Annotated in this window: 24 protein-coding genes; 22 read left to right on the top strand and 2 right to left on the bottom strand. The window is 62.1% G+C overall.

Annotated elements, in window-relative coordinates; genetic code table 11:
- Positions 1–156 precede the first annotated feature (156 nt).
- From purC to grxD, 6 genes are all read left to right on the top strand, one after another.
- Positions 157–951, top strand: coding sequence for a phosphoribosylaminoimidazolesuccinocarboxamide synthase (gene purC / locus SIN04_RS04960; protein ID WP_134486742.1), 795 nt, complete (start codon positions 157–159; stop codon positions 949–951).
- A gap of 329 nt (positions 952–1280) precedes the next feature.
- Complete coding sequence (purS, locus tag SIN04_RS04955; protein WP_134486739.1) at positions 1281–1520, top strand: phosphoribosylformylglycinamidine synthase subunit PurS; 240 nt, start codon at positions 1281–1283, stop codon at positions 1518–1520.
- A gap of 78 nt (positions 1521–1598) precedes the next feature.
- Positions 1599–2303: a phosphoribosylformylglycinamidine synthase subunit PurQ gene (purQ, locus tag SIN04_RS04950; protein ID WP_134486736.1), complete on the top strand. Its 705-nt coding sequence runs from the start codon at positions 1599–1601 to the stop codon at positions 2301–2303.
- 147 nt (positions 2304–2450) lie between these two features.
- Entirely contained in the window at positions 2451–4664 is a 2214-nt protein-coding gene (purL, locus tag SIN04_RS04945; protein WP_341264255.1) for a phosphoribosylformylglycinamidine synthase subunit PurL, read from the top strand.
- Between the two features lie 112 nt (positions 4665–4776).
- Positions 4777–5010 carry a BolA/IbaG family iron-sulfur metabolism protein gene (locus SIN04_RS04940; protein ID WP_134486733.1) on the top strand — a complete coding sequence of 78 codons (234 nt, stop codon included), beginning with the start codon at positions 4777–4779 and terminating at the stop codon, positions 5008–5010.
- A gap of 52 nt (positions 5011–5062) precedes the next feature.
- Positions 5063–5401 (top strand): Grx4 family monothiol glutaredoxin, encoded by a 339-nt coding sequence (gene grxD / locus SIN04_RS04935; RefSeq protein WP_134486730.1) that lies wholly within the window; start codon positions 5063–5065, stop codon positions 5399–5401.
- A gap of 147 nt (positions 5402–5548) precedes the next feature.
- On the opposite strand, the gene tlpA is transcribed toward grxD, so the two are convergent.
- A complete protein-coding gene (tlpA, locus tag SIN04_RS04930) occupies positions 5549–6223 on the bottom strand; it encodes a thiol:disulfide interchange protein TlpA (protein ID WP_134486727.1) in 675 nt (224 codons plus the stop codon).
- A gap of 56 nt (positions 6224–6279) precedes the next feature.
- Between tlpA and argH the strand changes: the two genes are divergently transcribed.
- Together argH and SIN04_RS04920 are read left to right on the top strand one after the other, a co-directional pair.
- The gene (gene argH / locus SIN04_RS04925; RefSeq protein WP_134486725.1) at positions 6280–7719 is read left to right on the top strand and encodes an argininosuccinate lyase; all 1440 of its coding nucleotides are present in this window, start codon (positions 6280–6282) and stop codon (positions 7717–7719) included.
- On the top strand, positions 7703–8377 hold the full coding sequence (locus SIN04_RS04920; RefSeq protein WP_341264254.1) for an alpha/beta hydrolase: 675 nt from the start codon (positions 7703–7705) through the stop codon (positions 8375–8377). Before argH ends, SIN04_RS04920 begins: the two co-directional genes overlap by 17 nt.
- Positions 8378–8399: 22 nt before the next feature.
- Here SIN04_RS04920 and SIN04_RS04915 read toward each other — a convergent pair whose 3' ends face one another.
- Positions 8400–9326, bottom strand: a complete 927-nt coding sequence (locus SIN04_RS04915) for a LysR family transcriptional regulator (protein ID WP_134486723.1) — start codon at positions 9324–9326, stop codon at positions 8400–8402.
- Positions 9327–9428: 102 nt separating this feature from the next.
- Between SIN04_RS04915 and SIN04_RS04910 the strand changes: the two genes are divergently transcribed.
- From SIN04_RS04910 to SIN04_RS04845, 14 genes are all read left to right on the top strand, one after another.
- The gene (locus tag SIN04_RS04910) at positions 9429–10487 is read left to right on the top strand and encodes a class 1 fructose-bisphosphatase (protein WP_341264253.1); all 1059 of its coding nucleotides are present in this window, start codon (positions 9429–9431) and stop codon (positions 10485–10487) included.
- A 124-nt stretch (positions 10488–10611) separates the two neighbouring features.
- Entirely contained in the window at positions 10612–11526 is a 915-nt protein-coding gene (locus SIN04_RS04905; RefSeq protein WP_134486712.1) for a phosphoribulokinase, read from the top strand.
- On the top strand, positions 11501–13513 hold the full coding sequence (tkt, locus tag SIN04_RS04900; protein WP_134486709.1) for a transketolase: 2013 nt from the start codon (positions 11501–11503) through the stop codon (positions 13511–13513). Before SIN04_RS04905 ends, tkt begins: the two co-directional genes overlap by 26 nt.
- A 175-nt stretch (positions 13514–13688) precedes the next feature.
- On the top strand, positions 13689–14774 hold the full coding sequence (gene fba / locus SIN04_RS04895) for a class II fructose-bisphosphate aldolase (RefSeq protein WP_134486706.1): 1086 nt from the start codon (positions 13689–13691) through the stop codon (positions 14772–14774).
- Positions 14775–14799: 25 nt separating this feature from the next.
- Positions 14800–16257: a form I ribulose bisphosphate carboxylase large subunit gene (locus tag SIN04_RS04890; protein ID WP_134486703.1), complete on the top strand. Its 1458-nt coding sequence runs from the start codon at positions 14800–14802 to the stop codon at positions 16255–16257.
- Positions 16258–16271: 14 nt separating this feature from the next.
- Positions 16272–16691 (top strand): ribulose bisphosphate carboxylase small subunit, encoded by a 420-nt coding sequence (locus SIN04_RS04885; protein ID WP_134486700.1) that lies wholly within the window; start codon positions 16272–16274, stop codon positions 16689–16691.
- A gap of 242 nt (positions 16692–16933) precedes the next feature.
- Entirely contained in the window at positions 16934–17854 is a 921-nt protein-coding gene (cbbX, locus tag SIN04_RS04880) for a CbbX protein (RefSeq protein ID WP_134486696.1), read from the top strand.
- A 14-nt stretch (positions 17855–17868) separates the two neighbouring features.
- Positions 17869–18552: a ribulose-phosphate 3-epimerase gene (rpe, locus tag SIN04_RS04875; RefSeq protein WP_134486693.1), complete on the top strand. Its 684-nt coding sequence runs from the start codon at positions 17869–17871 to the stop codon at positions 18550–18552.
- A gap of 180 nt (positions 18553–18732) precedes the next feature.
- Positions 18733–18867 (top strand): 50S ribosomal protein L34, encoded by a 135-nt coding sequence (gene rpmH / locus SIN04_RS04870; RefSeq protein WP_012590238.1) that lies wholly within the window; start codon positions 18733–18735, stop codon positions 18865–18867.
- Between the two features lie 101 nt (positions 18868–18968).
- Positions 18969–19451 (top strand): ribonuclease P protein component, encoded by a 483-nt coding sequence (gene rnpA, locus SIN04_RS20225; RefSeq protein ID WP_134486690.1) that lies wholly within the window; start codon positions 18969–18971, stop codon positions 19449–19451.
- Between the two features lie 112 nt (positions 19452–19563).
- Positions 19564–21381: a membrane protein insertase YidC gene (yidC, locus tag SIN04_RS04860; RefSeq protein ID WP_341264252.1), complete on the top strand. Its 1818-nt coding sequence runs from the start codon at positions 19564–19566 to the stop codon at positions 21379–21381.
- Positions 21381–22061: a ribosome biogenesis GTP-binding protein YihA/YsxC gene (gene yihA / locus SIN04_RS04855; RefSeq protein WP_341264251.1), complete on the top strand. Its 681-nt coding sequence runs from the start codon at positions 21381–21383 to the stop codon at positions 22059–22061. Before yidC ends, yihA begins: the two co-directional genes overlap by 1 nt.
- A gap of 75 nt (positions 22062–22136) precedes the next feature.
- On the top strand, positions 22137–23021 hold the full coding sequence (gene argB / locus SIN04_RS04850; protein ID WP_174511532.1) for an acetylglutamate kinase: 885 nt from the start codon (positions 22137–22139) through the stop codon (positions 23019–23021).
- 26 nt (positions 23022–23047) lie between these two features.
- Positions 23048–23791 (top strand): pyrimidine 5'-nucleotidase, encoded by a 744-nt coding sequence (locus tag SIN04_RS04845; protein WP_134492285.1) that lies wholly within the window; start codon positions 23048–23050, stop codon positions 23789–23791.
- The last annotated feature ends 27 nt before the right edge of the window (positions 23792–23818 follow it).

The raw sequence follows: 23818 nt of genomic DNA, 5'->3' as shown, positions 1-23818 counted from the left end.
TTTGCCGCTTGGCTTGTCTCCGGGACAGAAAAGCGTGTAAGACCCTGCGGACCTGCGGCTTAGCCTCGACCCAACTTCACTCCTCCGCGGCTGAACAGCGCTCGATCAGCTGTTTGGACGCGGGCCCCAGGACGTTCACAGGAGCCACGGCCGCCAATGGATCCTCTCAAGCCACGGTTAATCCCAATGAATCGCCGCCGGCGCATCTATGAAGGCAAGGCCAAGGTCCTCTATGAAGGACCCGAACCCGGCACGCTCATCCAGCATTTCAAGGATGACGCAACCGCATTCAACGCCAAGAAGCATGAGGTCATTGACGGCAAAGGCGTCCTCAATAACAGAATCTCCGAGTTCATTTTTCAAAATCTGAACGACATCGGCGTGCCGACCCATTTCATCCGCCGCCTCAACATGCGCGAGCAGCTGATTCGCGAAGTCGAGATCATTCCGCTCGAAGTCGTCGTCCGCAACGTCGCCGCGGGCTCCCTTGCGACGCGCCTCGGCATCGAGGAAGGCACCCAGCTGCCGCGGTCGATCATCGAATTCTATTACAAGAACGACGAGCTCAACGATCCGATGGTGACGGAAGAGCACATTACCGCTTTCGGCTGGGCGAGCCCGCAGGAGATCGACGACATCATGGCGCTCGCCATAAGGGTCAATGATTTCCTGACCGGCCTGTTCCTCGGCGTCGGCATCCGCCTCGTCGACTTCAAGATGGAATGCGGCCGACTGTGGGAAGGCGATATGATGCGCATCGCCGTCGCGGACGAGATTTCGCCCGATTCCTGTCGGCTGTGGGACATTAAATCGAACGATAAGCTCGATAAAGACCGCTTCCGCCGCGATCTCGGCGGTCTCGTCGAGGCCTATACGGAAGTTGCGCGCAGGCTCGGCATCCTGCAGGAGAATGAACAACCTCGCGCGGCCGGACCGAAGCTCGTTCGCTAGCCGCCTCAAGAAAGCTGCCGGACGAAATGAAACGTCGAGATCTTCGATGAGGAGGCGGCCGGAACGCGCGCTTTTCAATCCCGCCTTCGGCTCCAAAGCCACCGGCAAAGCCCTTGCGGAGAGTCCCTAACCTCTCTCGCAGCGGCGCTCGCGGAAGCCTTTGCGGATGAATTCTCGCGCAAAAGCCAATCCCGAGAACAAAGATTTGCGGCTCGCCGCAAATCGAACTATCCGGAGGCTTCGGCCTCCGTTTTTGTTTCGCAGGAATTGCCCGCGCCGCGCTGGAGCAAGCGGATCGGCAGGACTTAAGCTTAAAGGGATAGACAGCAATGAAAGCCCGGGTCGTCGTCACTCTCAGAAACGGGATCCTCGATCCGCAAGGCAAGGCCATTGAAGGCGCGCTGAAGGCGCTCCATGTCAATGGGATCAAAAGCGTGCGGCAAGGCAAGATCTTCGACGTGGAACTCGACGCCGCCGATCATGGCGCGGCCGAAGCTGTGCTGCGGGAGGCCTGCGAAAAGCTTCTCGCCAATCAGGTGGTCGAAGATTATCAGGTCGAAATCCCCTAGGGCCTTGCCCTGCGCCGCGAAAGGCAAGCCCTCCGCGCGGCAGCCAGTCCGCAATTTGACGAGGAGTTCATCGGCTCCATGAACGCCGCCATTATTCTATTTCCCGGCTCGAATCGCGAAGGCGACGCCCTGCGCGCTCTCGCCTCGCATGGCGCGGCCAAAGTCGTCTGGCACGGCGACCGCGAACTGCCACAGGGGACCGACCTTGTCGTGCTGCCGGGTGGCTTTTCCTATGGCGACTATCTGCGTTGCGGCGCCATTGCGGCGCATTCGCCGGTTATGGGCGCCGTGCGCGCTCATGCCGAGCGCGGCGGCCTTGTGCTTGGCATCTGCAACGGCTTCCAGATTCTCGTCGAGTTCGGCCTCCTTCCCGGAGTTTTGATGCGCAATGCGCAGCTGCGCTTCATTTGCCGCATGCAGCATGTGCGCGTGGAGCGCAGCGATACGGCCTTTGCGTCAAGATACAAGCAGGGTCAGGCGATCAAGATCGCCATCGCCCACGGCGAAGGCAATTACGAGGCGGACGCAGAGACGATTCGCCGCCTCGAGGGAGATGGCCGCGTCGCGTTCCGCTATTGCGACGCCCAAGGCAAGCTCAGCAAGAGCGCCAATCCAAACGGTTCGACCAACGCCATCGCCGGCGTCTATTCCGAGCGCTTCAATGTCCTCGGCCTCATGCCTCACCCTGAGAATCTGATTGACCCACTGGTTGGCGGCACGGATGGCAAGGGGCTGTTCGAGAGCCTGGCGGCGTTCAAGGCCGCCGCGCCCGCCGCTGTCTAGCGAGCGGATTTGCGCGTTAACTTGTTCAATGGAGCGCCGCTGCTTAAGGAGGGCGGCTTCCTATCACTCGTGGGGCGGATCCTTCGCCTCGACCGCCGTCTCTGGCGGCCCTCCCTCCCAAGGGATCTCAATGACATAAGGCGGCCCATGTCGAGCCACAGCGAAGAACCACCCATCACCCCGGAACTGGTCGCCTCGCACGGCCTGAAGCCGGACGAATATGAGAAGATCCTCGCCTTGATCGGCCGGGTGCCGACCTTCACCGAGCTCGGCATTTTCTCGGCGATGTGGAACGAGCATTGTTCCTATAAGTCGTCGCGGCTGCATCTGCGCGGCCTCCCGACCAGGGCGCCATGGGTCATCCAGGGCCCCGGCGAGAACGCCGGCGTCATCGACATTGGCGACGGCGAGGCCTGCGTCTTCAAGATGGAGAGCCACAACCATCCCTCCTATATCGAGCCGTTTCAGGGCGCGGCGACGGGAGTCGGCGGCATTTTGCGCGATGTCTTCACCATGGGCGCGCGGCCGGTCGCCTGTCTGAACCTGTTGCGATTCGGCGCACCGGAGCATCCGAAGACGCGCCATCTCGTCGCCGGAGTCGTGGCCGGCATCGGCTCCTACGGCAATAGCTTCGGCGTGCCGACGGTCGGGGGCGCGACCGCTTTTCATAAGGGCTATGACGGTAACATCCTCGTCAATGCAATGGCCGTCGGCATCGCCCGCTCGGACGAAATTTTTTACGCAAAAGCGACGGGCGTCGGCAATCCGATTGTCTATCTCGGCTCCAAAACCGGACGCGACGGCATTCATGGCGCAACCATGGCCTCGGCCTCCTTTGAGGAAGACGCCGAGGCGAAGCGCCCGACCGTGCAGGTCGGCGATCCCTTCACCGAGAAGCTGCTGCTAGAGGCCTGCCTCGAGCTGATGCGCACCGGCGCCGTCATCGCCATTCAGGACATGGGCGCGGCCGGGCTCACCTCCTCGGCGGTCGAAATGGGGGCGAAGGGCGATCTTGGCGTCGAACTCGACCTTGACGCCCTGCCCTGCCGCGAAACCGGCATGAGCGCCTATGAAATGCTGCTCTCGGAAAGCCAGGAGCGGATGCTGATGGTGCTCGATCCGGCCAAGGAGGAAGAAGCGAAAGCCGCGTTCGTTAAATGGGGCCTCGACTTCGCCATCGTCGGCAAAACGACCGACACGCTTCGCTTCGTCGTCAAGCATGGCGGCGAAGTCAAAGCCGACCTGCCGATCAAGCAGCTTGGCGACGCCGCCCCGCTCTATGACCGCCCCCATGTTTCCAGCGCCGCGCGCGAGCGCATAGACCCCGCCCAGATCGTGCCGCCGATCTCCAACGCGGAAGCTCTGCTGCGCCTCATCGCGACGCCGGACCTTTGCTCGAAGCGTTGGGTCTACGAGCAATATGACCATCTCATTCTCGGCAATAGCGTGCAGACTCCGGGCGGTGACGCGGCGGTGATCCGTCTTGGCGACGGCCCCAAGGGCCTGGCGCTGACGACGGATGTGACGCCGCGCTATTGCGAGGCCGATCCCTTCGAAGGGGGCAAACAGGCGGTGGCGGAGGCCTGGCGCAACCTTACGGCCGTCGGCGCGCTGCCGCGCGCGGTGACGGATAATCTCAATTTCGGCAATCCCGAAAAGCCGGAGATCATGGGTCAGTTCGTCGATTGCCTCAAAGGCATTGGCGAGGCCTGCCGCGCGCTGGATTTCCCGATCGTCTCGGGCAATGTCTCGCTCTACAACGAGAGCAGCGGCAAGGCCATTCCGCCGACGCCCTCGATCGGCGGCGTCGGTGTCCTCAGCGACGTGGGGCGGACCGCGACAATAGCGTTCAAACGGCCGGGCGAGCAGATTTTCCTGATCGGAACGACGCTCGGCTGGCTCGGCCAATCTCTTTATTTGCGTGAAATCTGCGGGCGCGAGGAAGGCGCGCCGCCGCCCGTTGATCTCGGAGAGGAAAAGCGCAACGGCGATTTCGTGCGCAATCTCATCGCGCAGGGCGTGGTCGTCGCCGTTCACGACGCCTCGGACGGCGGCCTCGCCGTGGCGCTGGCGGAGATGGCGATGGCGGGAGGCGTCGGCGCCGCGATCGAAGCGCCGGCCGACGTCGCCGCTCATGCCTTCTGGTTCGGGGAGGATCAGGCGCGCTACATTGTCGCGGCGCAGACCAGCCAGGTCGAAACCGTCCTCGCTGCGGCGCTGGAAGCCGGCGTCCCGTGTCGGCGCATCGGCGAAACCGGGGGGCCAACATTGACCCTCGGCGGCGAGACCGCCATATTGTTGAGTGATCTGGTGGGGAACTATGAAGAATGGCTCCCTGAATATATGGCTGGCGCGTTATAGACATCTTCGCGTTCATACGATCGCGTTTGGCGACGCGGGCCGGTACTGATTTTGCTTGAAGCGCTTTATTCGCAGCGGCGCTTCACGCCACGCTATCTAGGACGCAACGCTCATGCCCATGGAACCTTCCGAAATCGAAAAGCTCATCAAGACCGGCATTCCGGACGCGGTCATCGACCTCACCGATCTCGTCGGCGACAAGGACCATTGGGCGGCGACGATCACCTCTTCCGAATTCATCGGCAAGACCAAGCTGCAGCAGCATCAGATCGTCTATAAAGCCCTCGGCGCCTCGATGGGCGGCCCGCTTCATGCATTGCAACTCACCACTCAAGCGCCAAAATAGAGCGCATAAATTCGCTGCGGCAATGACGGCGTTCACGTGAAAGGAATTGGCCATGGCCATCAAGGAAGAAATCCAGTCGACGATCGAAAATAATGACGTGGTTTTATTCATGAAAGGCACGCGGAACTTTCCGCAATGCGGATTTTCCGGCCAGATCGTCCAGATCCTGTCTTATCTCGACGTCCCCTTCAAGGACGTGAATTGCCTCGAAACGGACGAAATCCGTCAGGGAATCAAGGAGTTCTCCGACTGGCCGACGATTCCGCAGCTTTATATCAAAGGTGAATTCATCGGCGGCGCCGACATCACCCGCGAAATGTTCCAGAGCGGCGAACTCGCAAGCTACCTCAGCAGCAAGGGCATTGAGGTCAAGCAGCCGGCCAAAGCCTGAACCGGCGCCGGCTTTCGCCGGCGAACCCGGCGCGTCAGCGGAATTGTCGCAATTCAGCCATCGCGGCTGTCGCAAATCCGCCGTCGCTCGCCGGGGAAATGCTCTTGCGCGAGCGCGCCGGTTTTTTTTGCGGCGGAGAGAAGCGCGCTAGCTTTTTGCGGCGGACAGAAGCGCGAGAGCGTCGGGCGAATCCCATTGCGCGGGTCCGGCCATCACGCCGAGGTCGCACCCATTTTCATCAACAAGAATGGTCGTCGGCAGGCCGAGCGCCTTTCCATCCGCCTTCAGGGTCTGGAAAATATCGGCCGTGTTGTCGGCGTAGAAGCTGAGATTTTTGACGCCGATTTCGTTCAGGAAGGCCTTGGGCCGGTCCAGCTTCGCCGTGTCTATGTTGACGGCGACGACGGTGAAATCCCTGGAGCCGAGCTTGCCCTGCAGCCGGTCGAGCGCCGGCATTTCCTGCCGGCATGGCACGCACCATGTCGCCCAGAGATTCAAAAGCGTCGTTTTGCCCTTGAAATCGGAAAGCCGCGCCGGCGCGCCGTCAGCGGCGGCGAAATTAAGCTCCGGCAGCGGCCGCGGCTGCGTGGAAACGCTGAAGGCGGCGACCTCCCCATGCGCGAGCGGCGCCAGAACCGCGGCTCGAGCGCGGGCGCCCGGACAGGCGGCGCTCTCCACTTCCTTGCCGCCGGGCCCTTTCATCGCGTAAAGGACAGCCAGAACGGCGGCCGCTATCACCCCCGCCGTAATGACAAGACGGCGATTGGCGCTGGGACGATGGACATTGCGGTCCGGATCTCGTTGCGAAACAGGTTCACTCATGCGGTAAGTCTTTCAAGCCGTCTTCCAAGCTGATTTCTTCTAAAGAGCGGGACACGATGAGCAATAAAATGTGGGGCGGCCGGTTCGCCAGCGGTCCGGACGCGATCATGGAGGAAATCAACGCCTCGATCGGTTTCGACTACAAGCTCGCGCTGCAGGATATAGAGGGATCGAAGGCGCATGTCGCGATGCTGGCGCAGGCGAATATCGTCACGAAGGACGACGCCGACGCGATCGCCAAGGGACTAACCGCAATCAAGGATGAAATCGAGAGCGGAACATTCACATTTTCGCGCGCCCTCGAAGACATTCACATGAACATAGAATCGCGCCTTTCGGCGCTGATCGGCCCCGCGGCGGGCCGCCTGCATACGGCGCGCTCGCGCAATGATCAGGTCGCGCTCGACTTCCGCCTCTGGGTGCGCGACACGATCGACGCTCTCAGCGGCCAAATTCGCCAGCTGCAACTGGCGCTGGCCGAGAAAGCTCTCGCCCATGCGGGCAGCGTCATGCCCGGCTTCACCCATATGCAGTCGGCGCAGCCCGTCACCTTCGGCCATCATCTGCTCGCCTATGTCGAGATGTTCGCGCGCGATCGATCGCGCCTCACGGACGCCCGCGCGCGCCTCAATGAATGCCCGCTCGGCGCGGCGGCGCTGGCCGGCACGTCGTTTCCCATCGACCGCGACGCCACCGCCCGCGCCCTTCGGTTCGACCGGCCGACCGCCAATTCCCTCGACAGCGTGTCCGACCGCGATTTTGTGCTGGAAACGCTGAGCGCGGCGGCGATCTGCGCCGTTCATCTCTCCCGTTTCGCCGAGGAGATCGTGCTCTGGTCGACGCCGCAATTCAGCTTCGCGGCGCTGTCGGACAAATTCTCGACAGGCTCCTCGATCATGCCGCAAAAGCGCAATCCCGACGCCGCCGAGCTGGTGCGCGGCAAGGCGGGGCGCATCATCGGCGCCCTTGCCGGGCTGCTGGTCGTCATGAAAGGCCTGCCGCTGACCTATTCGAAGGACATGCAGGAGGACAAGGAAGGCACGTTCGACGCGCTGCAATCCTTATCGCTCTGTCTTGCCGCGATGACCGGGATGGTCGCCGACCTTGAGCCCAATGAAAAGCGGATGAAGGCCGCGGCCGGCGCCGGATATGCGACGGCGACGGACCTTGCCGACTGGCTGGTCAAGGCTTTGGGCCTGCCGTTCCGCGAAGCCCATCACGTCACGGGCCGGCTCGTCGCCATCGCCGCCGCGCAGAACAAGGGTCTCGAAAAACTGACCCTCGACGAGATGCTGACGGTCGAGCCGCGCATCACACACGAGGTTTTCGATGTGCTCGGCGTCGAAAAATCCGTCCGCAGCCGGGTCAGCTACGGCGGCACGGCGCCGGCGAACGTCAAGGCGCAGGCGAAGCGCTGGCTCGCGAAGCTGAAGAAGGAAACCGCCGCAGCCGAAGCCGAGGCGTCAGAGACCCGAGCCAATGACGATCGCTCTTGACGGGCCGCGAGTCCCGCCCCTCGCGGGGGGCCGTCCGGAAAGCCTTGTCGTGCTTTTGCATGGGATCGGCGCCAATGGCGATGATCTGATCGATCTTGCGCAGTACTGGGGCATGCTGCTGCCGCGCACAGAGTTCATTTCCCTGAACGCGCCGTTTCCATGCGATTTCGCGCCGGATCGGCTGCAATGGTTCAGCGTCGCCGACCGCGCGCCGGCGAAGCTGCTGGAAGGCGCCCGAACGGCGGCGAAGCTTCTCGACCCCTGTCTCGATACGCTTCTTGCCGAACGAGGCCTCGCGCCGGAGCGGCTTGCCCTCGTCGGTTTCTCACAGGGCGCAATGATGGCGCTCCATGTCGGCCTCAGGCGCAAGGAGCAGATCGGGGCGATCGTCGCCTTTTCCGGCGCGCTGCGCGACGGCGCGGCGCTGCGCGCCGAAATCGGCGGGAAGCCTCCGGTGCTGCTGATCCACGGCGAGGCCGACGACATCATTCCCTTCGCTTCGATGGCGGAGGCGAGAGCTGTTCTCGAGGCGCTGGGCGTTCCCGTCGCCGTGTTGGCGCGGCCAGGGCTTGGCCACGGCATCGATGAAGAAGGGCTCGTCGCCGGCGGCTCGTTTTTGCGCGAGCGCCTTTCGCCAGGAACGAGCGAGAGGCAATAAAAAGTCTGGAACTTTTGGGGATTTATTCCCTCGGCAGAGCGATCTTCGGCAGAAAGCCGCGTCCGTCGGAAACGACGAAATCCCACATGGTTTTCGCCGCGGGCGACAGCTCCCGGCCGCCGTGACGAACGGCGAACCATTGGCGCATGATCGGCATGCCGACGACGTCCAGAATGGCAAGGCGCCCTTCGGCCACTTCCGCCTCTACCGTATGCGCGGAGATCAGCGTCAGCCCGAGACCCGCCATCACCGCCTGCTTGACCGTCTCGTTCGAGCCGATCTCGATGTGAACGCGCGGCGGCGATGGCGCGAGCCCGCCAAAGAACGTATCAAAAACATTGCGCGTGCCCGAGCCTTCCTCGCGGATGATGAATCCCTCGTGGCAGAGCTCCGCCTTGTCTATGCCGGCGCGTTTTGCCATACTGTGCTCGGGCGGAGCAATGACGACCTGGGGATGAGGGCCGAAGACTTTGCTGAAGACCGGAAAATCGGCCGGAGGGCTGCCCATTAGCGCCATGTCGATCGCGTAGTCCCGGAGCGCAGCAACGATCGTGGCTCTGTTCCCGACCGTGACGGCAATTTCTATGCGCGGATTCCCGCGCGCGAACGCGGCGATCAGGCGCGGCGCGAAATATTTGGCGGTGGAGGCGACGCCAATTGTCACGCGTCCGGCATGCTTGTCTTTGTGCGCCGATAGCGTCGCTTTCAGTTCGGCCAGGGCCAGATCGATGCGCGTCGCGATTTTGACCACCTCCTGCCCGGCGTCGGTCAAGCGCAGCCGCCCCCCGGTGCGGTCGAACAGGGCGACGCCGACGTCATCTTCGAGAAGCTTGATCCGCGACGTCAACGCCGCCGCGGTCACGTTAAGATCGTCGGCCGCCGCGGCGATGGTTCCACTTTCAGCGACGGCGACGATGGTTTCGAGATGCTTGAGAGTAAGGCGGCGCATCGTCCCTCTTGAGATTTTCTGTTAGTGGGGCGGACTATATTCACTTTTATTTCTGATGGCTTTCGGCGATAAGGCTGAAAATTAAATGAGGAAAAGGGCGACATGCCAAGGATTTCCGGGGCGCAGGATTTCGAAGCCTATCTAAAGCAGAGCGTCGTGGCGAACCCGCGTTTGGACGCCGCTGCGAAAGCGCTCTCGGAGATCGCCGCCACCGCGGTCAAACTGTCGGACCTTATCGGGCTTGGCCAGCTCTATGGCCGCCTCGGCGCCAGCCGCGACAGCACCAACACCGACGGCGACGTGCAAAAAGAGCTCGACGTTCTCGCCGATGAGATGTTCGTCGAGGCCATGCGTCGCGCGCCGGTCTATGGCGTCGTATCCGAAGAGCTGAGCGAGGCCGTGCTTCTCGACCCCACGGCCTCCATCGTGGTCTCGATGGATCCTCTCGACGGTTCATCGAATATCGACGCGAATGTATCGATCGGAACGATCTTCTCCGTGCTTCCGACGCTGCCGGACGCGAGCAGCCTCGAAGAGCATTTTTTGCAGCCGGGAAGCGCTCAGATCGCCGCCGGCTTCGTTATCTACGGCCCACAGACGTCAATCGTCTTCGCACTCGGCGACGGCCCTGTCGAGATCTTTACGCTGGATCGCAGCGACGGCCGCTTCTTCCATGCGGTGACCGTCGGACCAATCCCCAAGGAATCGTCCGAATATGCTGTCAACGCTTCAAATTACCGCCATTGGGAGCCCTCGATACGCGCCTTTATCGAGGATTGCGCCCGCGGCGTCGAAGGACCCATGAAGCGTAATTACAACATGCGCTGGGTCGCCGCCCTCGTCGCCGAAGCCTATCGCATCCTCTTGCGCGGCGGCGTCTTTCTCTACCCCGCCGATCAGCGGCCCGGCTATGCCGACGGGCGGCTCCGCCTGCTTTATGAAGGCGCGCCGATCGCTTTCCTCATCGAACGGGCCGGCGGCGTCGCGACCGATGGCGTCAACCCGCTTCTCGACATCGTTCCAAGCGCGATCCATCAGCGGACTCCCCTGGTTTTTGGGTCGGCCGATCCGACGCGTCTTGTCGCGCGCTACCGCTCGGATCCGAAGGTCTCGGCCGAGCGCGCGCCGCTTTTCGGGGGACGAGGCCTCATTCGCGGCTAGCGCCTGGCGCTGGCTTTCTCTCATCGCATTTTCTTTGTGTGAACCGCCATAAGGGTTCAATTGAAAGTGCTCTGGATCATTCGCGGTTTAGACTCCGGCGTCCGGTTGAAGAAAGCTGAAGGCCATGTCGGCAAGATATCCGATCATTTCGGTCACCGGTTCATCAGGCGCGGGAACGACCTCCGTCAAGCGCACCTTCGAGCAGATTTTCCGGCGCGAAGGCATCAACGCGGCCTATATCGAGGGCGACGCCTTTCACCGCTATGATCGCGACGAAATGCGCCAGGTGATGGCCGACGAGGAAGCGAAGGGCAACCACCACTTCAGCCATTTCGGGGCGAGCGCCAATCTGCTCGAAGAGCTCGAGAATGTCTTCGCCACCTATAGCGCGCGCGGGACCGCCAAGACGCGACATTATGTGCATGACGAAGCCGAGGCCGCGCTTTATGGGAGCCCGCCCGGCGTCTTTACCGAGTGGAAGCCGTTGCAGGCGCACAGCGATCTTCTCTTCTATGAAGGTCTGCATGGCGCGGTCGTCACCGAAAAGGTAAATATAGCGCGGCACGCGGATCTGAAGATCGGCGTCGTTCCGGTGATCAATCTCGAATGGATTCAGAAAATCCATCGCGACCGCGCCGATCGCGGCTATACGACCGAAGCGGTAATGGACACGATCCTGCGCCGGATGCCAGATTATACGCGCTACATCTGTCCACAATTTACCGAGACGGACATCAATTTTCAGCGCGTTCCGACGGTCGACACCTCTAACCCCTTCGTCGCGCGGTGGATTCCAACAGCCGACGAATCGATGGTCATCATCCGTTTCGCGAAGCCGACCGGCATAGATTTTCCGTATCTGCATTCGATGATCCGCGACAGTTTCATGTCGCGCGCCAATTCGATCGTGATCCCCGGCAACAAGCTCGATCTAGCGATGCAGCTCATCCTGACCCCCTTCATCCTCCAGCTCGTCGAGCGGCGAAGGCGGCTAACTCATGGACGTAAATTTGATGAACGTGCTAGCGAGAGTTTCTAACAGCGCGACGCACGCGGAGATGGCCAACGCCATTCGCGCGCTGTCGATGGACGCGGTGGAGAAAGCCAATTCCGGTCACCCCGGCATGCCGATGGGCATGGCCGACGTCGCGACTGTTCTCTTCGCCCAATTCATGAAATTCGATCCCGCGGATCCGGCCTGGCCCGACCGCGACCGTTTCGTGCTGTCCGCCGGACACGGCTCGATGCTGCTCTATTCGCTGCTTTATCTGCTCGGCTATCCCGACATGAACCGGACGGAGATCGAGCGCTTTCGCCAGCTCAATTCAAGGACGCCCGGCCATCCCGAATATGGTCATACGCCGGGTGTCGAGACGACAACCGGCCCGCTCGGCCAGGGCCTTGCGACAGCGGTCGGCATGGCGATCGCCGAAAAACTGCTCGCCGCCCGCTACGGCGCCGGCATCGCCGACCATCGCACCTACGTCATCACCGGCGATGGCTGCCTGATGGAGGGGATCAGCCACGAAGCGATCGCGCTCGCCGGCCATCTTAAATTATCCAAGCTGATCGTTTTGTGGGACGATAACGGCATCACCATCGACGGCAAGGTCTCGCTCGCCGACTCGGTCGATCAGCTTACGCGGTTCGAGGCGGCGGGATGGAGCGCCTCGCGGATCGATGGGCACGACCCGAAGGCCATCGCAGCCGCCCTCGAAGCTGCGCAATCCTCCAAGAAGCCGGTGCTGATCGCGTGCCGGACGACAATCGGCTATGGCGCGCCGACGAAAGCCGGCACCCATGCCGTGCATGGGGCGGCGCTCGGCAAGGACGAAGTGGCGGGCGCCCGCGCCGCCCTCGGCTGGACTGCGGCGCCCTTTGAAATCCCGGACAACATCCAGAAAGCCTGGAGCGAGGCGGCAGGCTACGCCGCCGGCGCTCATGCCGACTGGACCGCCCGATACGCCAAGCTCGACGCCGCGACGAAGGCGCGTTACGACGCCGATCTCAGCGGCGCGATCGAGCCAGCCGTTGTGGCCGCCGTCGAATCGTTCAAGAAAGCCGCGAGCGAAAGCGGCGCGCCGCAGGCGACGCGCATCTCCTCGCAGAAGCTGCTCGACTGGCTGAGCCCGGCGCAGCCCAATCTGATCGGCGGATCAGCCGATCTGACCGGCTCCAATAATACCAGGGCCGCCGACATGAAGCCGGTGACGCCCGATGATTTTACCGGCCGCTACATTCACTACGGAATTCGCGAATTCGGCATGGCGGCGGCCATGAACGGCATCGCTCTCCACGGCGGCTTTATTCCTTATGGCGGAACCTTTCTGGTTTTCGCCGATTACAGCCGGCCCGCGATCCGCCTCGCCGCCTTGATGGGGATTCGCGTCATCCATGTCCTGACCCATGATTCGATCGGACTTGGCGAAGACGGGCCGACGCATCAGCCGGTCGAACACCTGGCCGCTCTGCGCGCAATCCCGAACCTCCTTGTGTTTCGCCCCGCCGACGCGGTCGAGACGGCGGAAGCCTGGGAGCTCGCTCTTCAGGCCAGGTCATCGCCGTCCGTTCTCGCGCTCACGCGGCAGAACCTGCCAATCGTTCGCCGCGCGCATACGACCGAGAATCTATCCGCCGCCGGCGGCTATGTTTTACGCGCGCCGGAAGGAGAGCGTGACATTACCTTATTCGCGACGGGCTCTGAAGTTTCGCTCGCGGTCGAGGCCGCCGAGCAGCTCGCCAATGAAGGCGTCCGCGCGGCGGTCGTCTCCCTGCCCTGTTTCGAGCTCTTCGCCAAGGCGCCGGCCGCCTATCGCGCCAGCGTCATCGGAACGGCGCCGCGCATCGCGATCGAGGCGGCGGTGCGTCAGAGCTGGGACATCGTGCTTGGACCGGAGGACGGCTTCATCGGCATGTCGAGTTTCGGGGCTAGTGCTCCGGCGGGCGAACTGTTCAAAAAGTTCGGCATTACGGTCGAAGCCATCATCGCCGAAGCGCGGGCCCGGCTGGCGCCGCGCAAGCGGTGATGATCCTGCCAAAGCTGCGCTGAAAGCAGCGGGATCGATCGGTTCGGCGAAGGGAGAGAAAACGGCGGTCGCGACAACGCAGCGCGATCGCCGGGGCATCGATCAGGATGGCTGGAGCGCCGGGAGAAGCCCGGCGACGAGGCCCCAAACTTCAAAGTGCGAGGGAGAATCATCCATGGCCCGAATTACGCTTCGTCAATTGCTCGACCACGCGGCCGAGCACGACTACGGCGTTCCCGCCTTCAACATCAACAATATGGAGCAGGGGCTTGCAATCGTCGAGGCGGCCGCCTCGGTCGACGCGCCCGTCATCATTCAGGCGAGCCGCGGCGCGCGCGCCTACGCCAATGACATCATGCTCGCCAAGATGATCGAAGCCTTGATCGAAATGTATCCCGACATTCCGATCTGCATGCACCAGGATCACGGCAACGGCGAAGCGACCTGCCTCAGCGCGATCCAGTATGGCTTCTCCTCTGTCATGATGGACGGCTCGCTCGAAGCCGACGCCAAGACGCCCGCCTCCTATGACTACAACGTCGCGATTACCGCGAAAGTCGCTGAATTCGCCCATCTCGTCGGCGCCTCGGTCGAAGGCGAGCTCGGCGTTCTGGGCTCGCTCGAGCATGGAACGGGCGAACAGGAAGACGGTCATGGCGCGGAAGGCCAGCTCAGCCGCGAGCAGCTTCTGACAGACCCCGATCAGGCCGTCGATTTCGTGCTGCGCACAAAAGTGGACGCGCTGGCGATTGCGATGGGAACCTCGCATGGCGCCTATAAATTCTCGCGCAAGCCCGACGGCGACATCCTTTCGATGAAGGTGATCGAAGAGATCCACGCGAAATTGCCGAACACCCATCTCGTCATGCATGGATCGTCGTCGGTGCCGCAGGATCTGCAGGATATTTTCAACGCCAATGGCGGCGCCATGCGACAGACCTTCGGCGTGCCCGTCGAAGAAATCGTGCGCGGCATCAAACATGGCGTGCGCAAGGTCAATATCGACACCGACTGCCGTCTCGCGATGACCGGGCAGCTGCGCCGCATCGCGACCGAACACAAGGACGAGTTCGATCCGCGCAAATTCCTGAAGCCGGCGATGGACGCCATGCGAGCGGTCTGCAAGCTGCGTCTCGAACAGTTCGGAACGGCCGGGAACGCGTCGAAGATCAAGGTGCTGCCGATGTCCGCGATGGCCAAACGCTACGCTTCCGGCAGCCTCGACCCGCGCGCGCAACTGCAACGCTCCGCCGCGGAGTAAGCGACGCCATCAAACGGAGAGTCACATGGCAGCCATAAAAGACCCTGTTCCCCGTTCGCGCTATTCAGCGGGCGTCATGGAATATCGCGAGATGGGCTATTGGCAGCCGGATTATGTCCCGAACGATACGGACATCATCGCCTGCTTTCGTGTGACGCCGCAGGATGGGGTCGATCCGATAGAGGCGTCGGCAGCTGTCGCGGGCGAATCTTCGACCGCGACCTGGACCGTCGTGTGGACAGACCGTTTGACGGCTTCCGACAAATACCGGGCGAAATGCTATCGGGTCGATCCCGTGCCCCATGCGCCCGGCTCCTATTTCGCTTTCATCGCCTATGAGCTCGACCTTTTCGAGCCGGGCTCGATCTCCAATCTCTCCGCCTCGATCATCGGCAATGTGTTCGGCTTCAAGCCGCTGAAGGCGCTGCGCCTCGAGGACATGCGCTTCCCCGTCGCCTATGTGAAAACCTTTCAGGGCCCCGCGACCGGCATTGTCGTCGAGCGCGAGCGCCTCGATAAATTCGGCCGCCCGCTCCTCGGCGCAACGGTCAAACCGAAGCTCGGACTTTCGGGACGCAATTACGGCCGCGTCGTCTACGAGGCGCTGAAGGGCGGTCTCGACTTTACGAAGGACGATGAAAACATCAACTCGCAGCCCTTCATGCATTGGCGCGAGCGTTTCCTTTATTGCATGGAGGCGGTGAACCGCGCGCAGGCCGCGACCGGCGAAGTCAAAGGCACCTATCTCAACGTCACAGCCGCGACCATGGAGGACATGTATGAGCGCGCGGAGTTTGCGAAGGAGCTCGGCTCCGTCATCATCATGATCGATCTCGTGATCGGCTATACGGCGATCCAGTCGATGGCCAAATGGGCGCGCAGGAACGACATGATCCTGCATCTCCACCGCGCCGGCCATTCAACCTATACGCGGCAGAAGATTCATGGCGTCTCCTTCCGCGTCATCGCCAAATGGATGCGTCTTGCGGGAGTCGATCACATCCATGCCGGCACGGTCGTCGGCAAGCTCGAAGGCGATCCCAATACGACGCGCGGCTATTATGACATCTGCCGCGAGGACTATAATCCGCAGCGGCTGGAGCATGGGATTTTCTTCGATCAGCACTGGGCGTCGCTGAACAAGCTGATGCCTGTCGCATCGGGCGGCATTCACGCCGGGCAGATGCACCAGCTCATCGATCTTCTTGGCGAAGACGTCGTGCTGCAGTTCGGCGGCGGCACGATCGGCCATCCTATGGGGATCGCCGCGGGCGCGACCGCCAACCGCGTCGCGCTCGAGGCGATGATCTTCGCGCGCAACGCCGGGCGCGACACCCTCGCGGAAGGCCCGGCCATTCTGGAAGAAGCGGCGCGCGGCTGCACGCCGCTGCGGCAGGCGCTCGATGTCTGGAAGGACGTCACCTTCAATTATACGTCAACGGATTCGCCGGATTTCGTTCCGACCGTCACCCCGGCAGAATAGGACGGATTGTTCTGATGCGCATCACGCAAGGTTGTTTCTCGTTTCTTCCAGATCTCACCGACGATCAAATCAGAACCCAGGTCCAATATTGCATCGACAAGGGCTGGGCGGTAAACCTCGAATACACGGATGATCCGCATCCCCGGAACACCTATTGGGAAATGTGGGATCTGCCGATGTTCGACATCAAGGACGCCGCCGGCGTGATGCTCGAGCTCGAAGCCTGCCGCAAGGCGCATGCCGAGCGCTACTACATCCGGCTTTCGGGCTTTGACTCATCGCACGGGTGGGAGAGCGTGCGCATCTCGTTTATTGTGAATCGGCCGAGGAACGAGCCGGGCTTCCGCCTTGTTCGCACCGAAGGCCCCGGCCGCAACCAGATCTATTCGACGCAATCCTACGCCGTCGACCGGCCGGAGTCGGAGCGTTATTAGCGCATGATCCAATGAAAGCCCCGAACGAGGAGCGCCGGCGCCGTCCTTTGACGCCCCTCGGGGCGCTTACCCGGGAAAGGACGTAATTTTTACTTTAGAGCCTTTGTTCTAACGCATGATGTGGGTCCAAAAACTCTGCGACTTTTCGGCATCATGCGCCAAGTCCCACATAGACCCAGCTGGACTCGTTGACGCTCCAACGGCGTCGGCGGAGGGGCGACATGCGATGATGCGAGGCAGCCATGGCTTCAAGCGATAATGCGACGGAGGACGCCTCTGTCTCCTCCCCTGCGACCATCGATCTTCGCGCCGAACTGCGTGAGACGCATGTGCAGGAAGTGCTCGATCAGCTCGATCGGGAGCTGGTCGGCCTCGCGCCAGTCAAGGAGCGCATCCGCCAGATTTGCGCGCTGCTCGTCGTCGACCGCGTGCGGCGGCGTCTTGGCTTCGTCGCGGAAACGCCAACGCTGCATATGTCCTTCACCGGCAATCCCGGCACCGGAAAAACCACCGTGGCGCTGCGCATGGCGGAAATCCTGCACAAACTCGGCTATGTGCGCAAAGGTCATCTTGTCTCGGTAACGAGAGACGATCTCGTCGGCCAGTATATCGGCCATACGGCTCCGAAGACGAAGGAAGTCCTCAAGAGAGCCATGGGCGGCGTGCTCTTCATCGACGAAGCCTATTACCTCTACCGTCAGGAGAATGAGCGCGACTACGGCCAAGAGGCAATCGAGATTCTGCTCCAGGTGATGGAGAATCAGCGCGAAGACTTCGTCGTGATCCTCGCCGGCTACGCCACGCGCATGGACCAGTTCTTCCGCTCAAACCCCGGATTTCGCTCGCGCATCGCCCATCATATTGATTTCCCCGATTACGGCGACGACGAGCTGATGTCGATTGCCGAGACGATGCTCGCGGCGCAGCACTATAAGTTCAGCCCCGAGGGCGCGAAAGCGTTCGAAGCCTATATTGCAACGCGGCGCCGCCAGCCTCTTTTTTCCAACGCGCGCTCCATCCGCAACGCTCTCGACCGCGCCAGATTGAGGCACGCCAACCGCTATTTCGCGCAGGAGGGTCCCGTGCTGATCGAGGATTTGATGACGATCGACGCGGCCGACGTGCTGCCGAGCCGCGTCTTCGACGCCGAAGCCTCGGGTTGAAAGGGCCAACGACCATGAATCCTCTCGTCATCGCCCCGTCAATCCTGTCGGCGGATTTCGCGAGGCTCGGCGAAGAAGTGCGCGCCATTGAAGCCGCCGGCGCCGACTGGATTCATGTCGACGTCATGGACGGACATTTCGTGCCGAACATCACGATCGGCCCGGCTGTCGTCGCCGCGCTCCGGGCGCATACGAAGCTGCCCTTCGACGTGCATCTGATGATTGCGCCTTGCGATCCCTATCTCGGCGCGTTCGCCGAAGCCGGCGCCGATCTCATCGCGATTCATGTCGAGGCGGGTCCCCATCTGCACCGCTCGCTGCAGGCTATCCGCGGCCTCGGCAAGAAAGCGGGCGTCGTCCTCAACCCCGCGACGCCCGCCGCAAGCGTCAAGCACGTGCTGGACCTTATCGACCTCGTGCTGGTGATGTCGGTCAATCCCGGCTTTGGCGGGCAGGCCTTCATCGCCTCGGCGGTCGATAAGGTCGCCGAGCTCAAGACGATGATCGGCGAGCGCCCGATCCGCATCGAGGTCGACGGCGGCATCAATCCGGAGACCGCGGCGCTGGTCGCGGCGGCGGGCGCCGACACGCTGGTCGCAGGCTCGGCCGTCTTCAAGGGCGGTCCGGATCACTATGCGGCGAATATCTCGGCGATTCGCGCCGGCGCCGAAGGAAAGCCGCGCCGCGACGCCGCCTGAATCATTATGCATAACCGATGCGCTACAGGCGCTGCTTTTCGCATGCGTAAATTGACTTTGGCGTTAGGGCGCCCTTATAAGACGCCTTCTTTGCCGGGCTTGATCGCCGCGCTCCGCTTCGATATGCGGAGATCGTGGACGCTCGGCTTTGCTGACGCGCTAGTTTAAAGGAATTGAACGGTGAAGCGGACATATCAACCGAGCAAGCTCGTGCGTAAGCGCCGGCACGGGTTTCGCGCCCGGATGGCGACCGTGGGCGGGCGCCGTATCATCGCAGCGCGCCGGGCGCGCGGCCGCAAGAAACTGTCCGCCTGAGTCTCATGCGCTGGAGCCCGCCTCCAGCAGCCGGGCATGATCTGCGGCGACGCTAAGCTTTCGTCGCGCGGTCATGCGCTCAAACTACAGGCAAATGGTCTTTGCAGGATTTTCCGCCTTCGGCAGCGCCTCAGCGTTTGAAACGACGGGCGGATTTTTTACGCGCGGCCAAGGGCAAGCGCTTTCACGCAAGGGGCTTTACCCTGCAGGCGGCGACTCAGTTCGGCCTTGAGCAGCGCGGCGTCGACCGAATCGATTTGGGGTCGCCAGCGCCACCGCCGCGATTTGGCTTCACCGTCACCAAGAAGATCGGCAAAGCGGTTCTGCGCAACCGGATTCGCCGCCGGCTCAAGGAAGCGGTTCGCACGGCGGAGGCTCTTCCCGTTCGCCCTGGGCATGATTATGTGCTGATTGCGCGCATCGAGGCCCTTCGCTTAGGCTTTCCCGCAATGCAGGCCGAGCTTGTTCGCTCGCTCGGCAGAATTGAAGCCGGAAAATCAAAGGCGCAGACACCGCGCTCGCAATCAACGTCCGCAACTGCTGCGCCTCAAGGCAAACCGGGGCGGAACGGCCGGCCGGATTGATGCTCGCCCGAAAGCTCCCATCGGGAACGGAGCCGCGCGGCCTCCGAAGGCTTTATGCTGAAGGCAGAGTTTCAAGACTTTCATTCGGGAATTTACCCAAGGCGGCGAGTATATGACGAAGGATTCTCGGAATCTTTATCTTGCGATCGGTCTGTCGTGTCTTGTGATCGTTGGCTGGAGCTATTTCTTTGCGCCGAAGCCCGATCGGGCGCGGCAGTTTCCGCAGCAGCAGGCGCAGACGGCGCCGGGCGCCGCGCCCTCCTCTTCACCCTCGACCGCCGGCGCGCCGCAGGACGCGGTTTCGCGCGATCTCTCCGCGCTTGACGCCGCGGCGCCGCAAACCCGCGCTGAGGCCCTGGCTGATTCGCCGCGCGTCAAAATCGAGACGCCGGCGATTTTTGGCTCGCTGGCGCTGAAGGGCGCGCGCATCGACGACGTCGCGCTGAAGGCCTACCGCGAGACGGTCGATCCAGACAGCCCGAACATCATCCTGCTGTCGCCGCCCGGCGCGCCTGACGCCTATTACGCCGAGGCCGGCTTTCTCTCGGGCGCCGGCGCGGCGCTGGCGCTGCCCCGCGCCGACACGCTCTGGCGCGCCGACCGCGACACGCTGACGCCGCAAACGCCGGTGACGCTGAGCTATGACAATGGCCAGGGCCTCGTCTTCCATCGCCAGATCGCGGTCGACGAACGCTATATGTTCACCATTCGCGACAGCGTCGAGAACAAGTCGGACAAGCCGGTCACGCTCGCCCCTTACGCGCTCGTGGCGCGGCACGGCCTGCCGAAAACGGTGAATTATTCGGTGCTGCATGAAGGTTTCGTCGGCGTCATCGGCGACGGCGGCGTCGAGGAGATCAAATACGACAAGATCGAGAAAGAGGATCACGCGGCGAAAACGCTGTCAGGCGTCGGCGGCTGGCTCGGCTTTACCGACAAATACTGGGCCGCCGCCGTCATCCCGGACCAGAAGGAGGCGATCGAGGCGCGCTTTTCGGCCGGGCTGACAGGGCCGATCAAAAGCTATCGCGCCGATTTCGTCGGCCCGGCGCTGGTGATATCGCCAGGCGCGTCGAGCGAAACGACGAGCCGCCTCTTCGCCGGGGCGAAGGAAGTGCATACGCTCGACGCCTATCAGGCCGATCTCGGCATCAAGAAATTCGAGCTGCTGATCGACTGGGGCTGGTTCTACTTCATCACCCGGCCGATGTTCCAGCTGTTGCACTTCCTTTATACGCTGACCGGCAATTTCGGCGTCGCCATCCTGATCGCCACGGTGATCGTCAAGGGCCTGTTCTTCCCGCTCGCCAGCAAGAGCTATCTGTCGATGGCCAAGATGAAGGCGGTCGCGCCGCAGATCGCCGCCATCAGGGACAAATATCCCGAAGACAAGATGAAGCAGCAGCAGGAAACCATGGCGCTTTACAAGCGCGAGAAGATCAATCCGGTGTCGGGCTGCCTGCCGATGCTGATCCAGATCCCGGTGTTCTTCGCGCTTTATAAGGTGTTGTTCGTCACCATCGAGATGCGGCATGCGCCCTTCTTTGGCTGGATCAAGGATCTCTCCGCCCCCGATCCGACCAATATCTTCAATCTGTTCGGGCTTTTGCCTTTCGACCCGACGCAAATCCCGATGATCGGCCATTTCCTCGCGCTCGGCGTCTGGCCGCTCATCATGGGCGTCACCATGTTCGTGCAGATGAAGGCGAACCCCGAGCCGGCCGATCCGACGCAAAAGCAGATCTTCACCTGGATGCCGGTGATCTTCACCTTCACCCTCGGCGGCTTTCCCTCCGGCCTCGTCATCTACTGGGCCTGGAACAACACCCTCTCCGTCGCCCAGCAGACGCTCATCATGAAAAGAGCCGGCGTCAAAATAGAGCTCTTCGACAATATCGCCGGAATGTTCAGAAAAAAGGCCACGAGCTGATGAGTGAAGCCTCCGGCGAGGCGGCGGCGGACGAGCCCGATTTTAACGAAATCGGGCGCAAGCTCTTCGCGCAGGAATGCGATTTTCTCTGGGCCGCGAGTTCGGCGAGCCAGCTGCCGCCGCCGGGCGCCCCGGAAATCGCTTTCGCCGGACGCTCCAACGTCGGCAAATCCTCGCTGCTCAACGCGCTGACCAACCGCAAGACTCTCGCGCGCACGTCGCACACGCCGGGCCGCACGCGCGAACTTAATTTCTTCGGGCTCGGCGGCGATGTCGACACAGCAAGGCTCCGCCTCGTCGATATGCCAGGCTATGGCTATGCGGCGGCCTCGAAGCAAAAAATCGCCTCATGGACCGATCTGATGCGGGATTTTCTGCGCGGGCGGGCCTCGCTCCTGCGCGTCTTTGTGCTGGTCGATGGCCGCCACGGCCTCAAGCCCGTCGACGCCGAGATGATGGATTTGCTCGACCGCTCCGCCATGTCCTATCAGATCGTGCTGACGAAGCGCGACGAGGTGAAGGTGGCCGAGCTAGACAAACGCGTCGAGGAGACGCTGAAAGCCATCGAAAAACGTCCCGCCGCTTTTCCCCAGGTGATCTTCACATCCTCGCAAAGTTTTGCCGGCATTCCAGACGTGCGCGCCGGGATCGCGCGGCTCATGGCCGAGCGCGGCTTTTGAAGACGGCGCGGCTCCGCGTTGAGCTTGTCGCAGCAAGCGGCTAGAAAATTTGAGCGAAGCGATCGGAACGTCGAAATGAACGATACGACCAAGGTGAGCGAGCAGGAGAAAGCTCAGGAACAGGCCGCGATCCTGATGCAGGCCCTACCGCATATGCTGCATTATGACGACGCGATCGTCGTGGTGAAATACGGCGGCCACGCGATGGGCGACGACAAGGTCGGTCGCGATTTCGCGCGCGACATGGTCCTGCTCGAGCAATCCGGCGTCAATCCCGTCGTCGTCCACGGCGGCGGCCCGCAGATCGGGGCTATGCTGAAAAAGCTCGGCATCAAGTCCGAATTCTCGGACGGATTGCGCATCACGGACAAGCCGACGGTCGAAATCGTCGAGATGGTGCTTGCCGGCTCCATCAACAAGCAGATCGTCGGCTTCATCAATGCCGAGGGCGGCCGCGCCATCGGCCTTTGCGGCAAGGACGGCAATATGGTCATCGCCAAAAAGGCGCCGCAGACGAGCGAAGCCATCGATCTCGGCTTCGTCGGCGAGCCGTCGAAAGTCGACGCCACAGTGCTCGATCAGGTGCTCGGCCGCGAACTGATCCCCGTTCTCGCGCCGATCGCACAAGGCGAGGACGGCGAAACCTACAATGTCAACGCCGACACTTTCGCTGGCGCGATCGCCGGCGCCTTGAAAGCCAAAAGGCTTTTGTTTCTGACCGACGTGCCCGGCGTCCTCGACAAGGACAAGAATTTGATCAAGGAATTGCGCGTCGACGAGATTCACGCTCTGATCGCCGACGGCACCATCACGGGCGGCATGATCCCCAAGGTCGAGACCTGCATCTACGCCCTTGAACAGGGCGTCGAAGGCGTCGTCATCCTTGATGGCAAGACGCCGCATGCGGTGCTGGTCGAGCTTTTGACCGATCATGGCGCGGGAACGCTGATCACGCAGTGAAAAAGGCGAAACAATCTTCAGTGGAAATCGAGGCCGGCGAGGCGGCGCGGGCGCCAGAACCCGCGCCCCTCGGTCAGTTCGCGCAAAAGGACATCTGGGTTTTCGATCTCGACAACACGCTCTACCCGGCTGACAGCGACCTCTGGCCGAAGATCGACGCGCGCATAACGCTGTTCCTCGCCCATCTTTTCGGCCTCGACGGCATGTCGTCCCGCGCGCTGCAAAAATATTACTACGAGCGTTACGGCACGACCCTGCGCGGCCTGATGCAGGAGCATGCGATCAGCGCCGAAGCCTATCTCGATTTCACGCATGATATCGACAGATCCGGCCTTGTTCCCAACCATTCGCTGGCCAGCGCCATCACCGCTTTGCCCGGGCGCAAGCTGATCTTGACCAATGGTTCACGCGATCACGCCATCCGCACGGCCAAGGCGCTGGGCCTCGACGCGATGTTCGAGGACATTTTTGATATCGTCGCGGCCGATTTCATGCCGAAGCCGGAAGCCGCGACCTATGAGCGCTTTTTCGAAAAGCATGACGTCGATCCAACACGCTCGGTGATGTTCGAGGATCTCGCACGCAATCTCATCGTGCCCCATGCAAGAGGAATGACCACGGCCCTCGTGGTGCCCAAGGCCGGCCAGATGGATCATCGCGAGGCTTTTGAGATCACCAGCGAGGTAGCGCCGCCGCACATTGATTTCGTCATCAGCGACCTTGAGGCTTTCCTCGTCGAGATTGTCGCGGCGTTGAACGGCGACGAATAAGGCTCGCCTCAAATACCGGCGCGAGGA

Source organism: Methylocella tundrae (assembly GCF_038024855.1).
GTDB lineage: Bacteria > Pseudomonadota > Alphaproteobacteria > Rhizobiales > Beijerinckiaceae > Methylocapsa > Methylocapsa tundrae.
The sequence above is the reverse complement of the archived record's forward strand: the minus strand, read 5'-3'. Positions and strand labels throughout refer to the sequence as shown.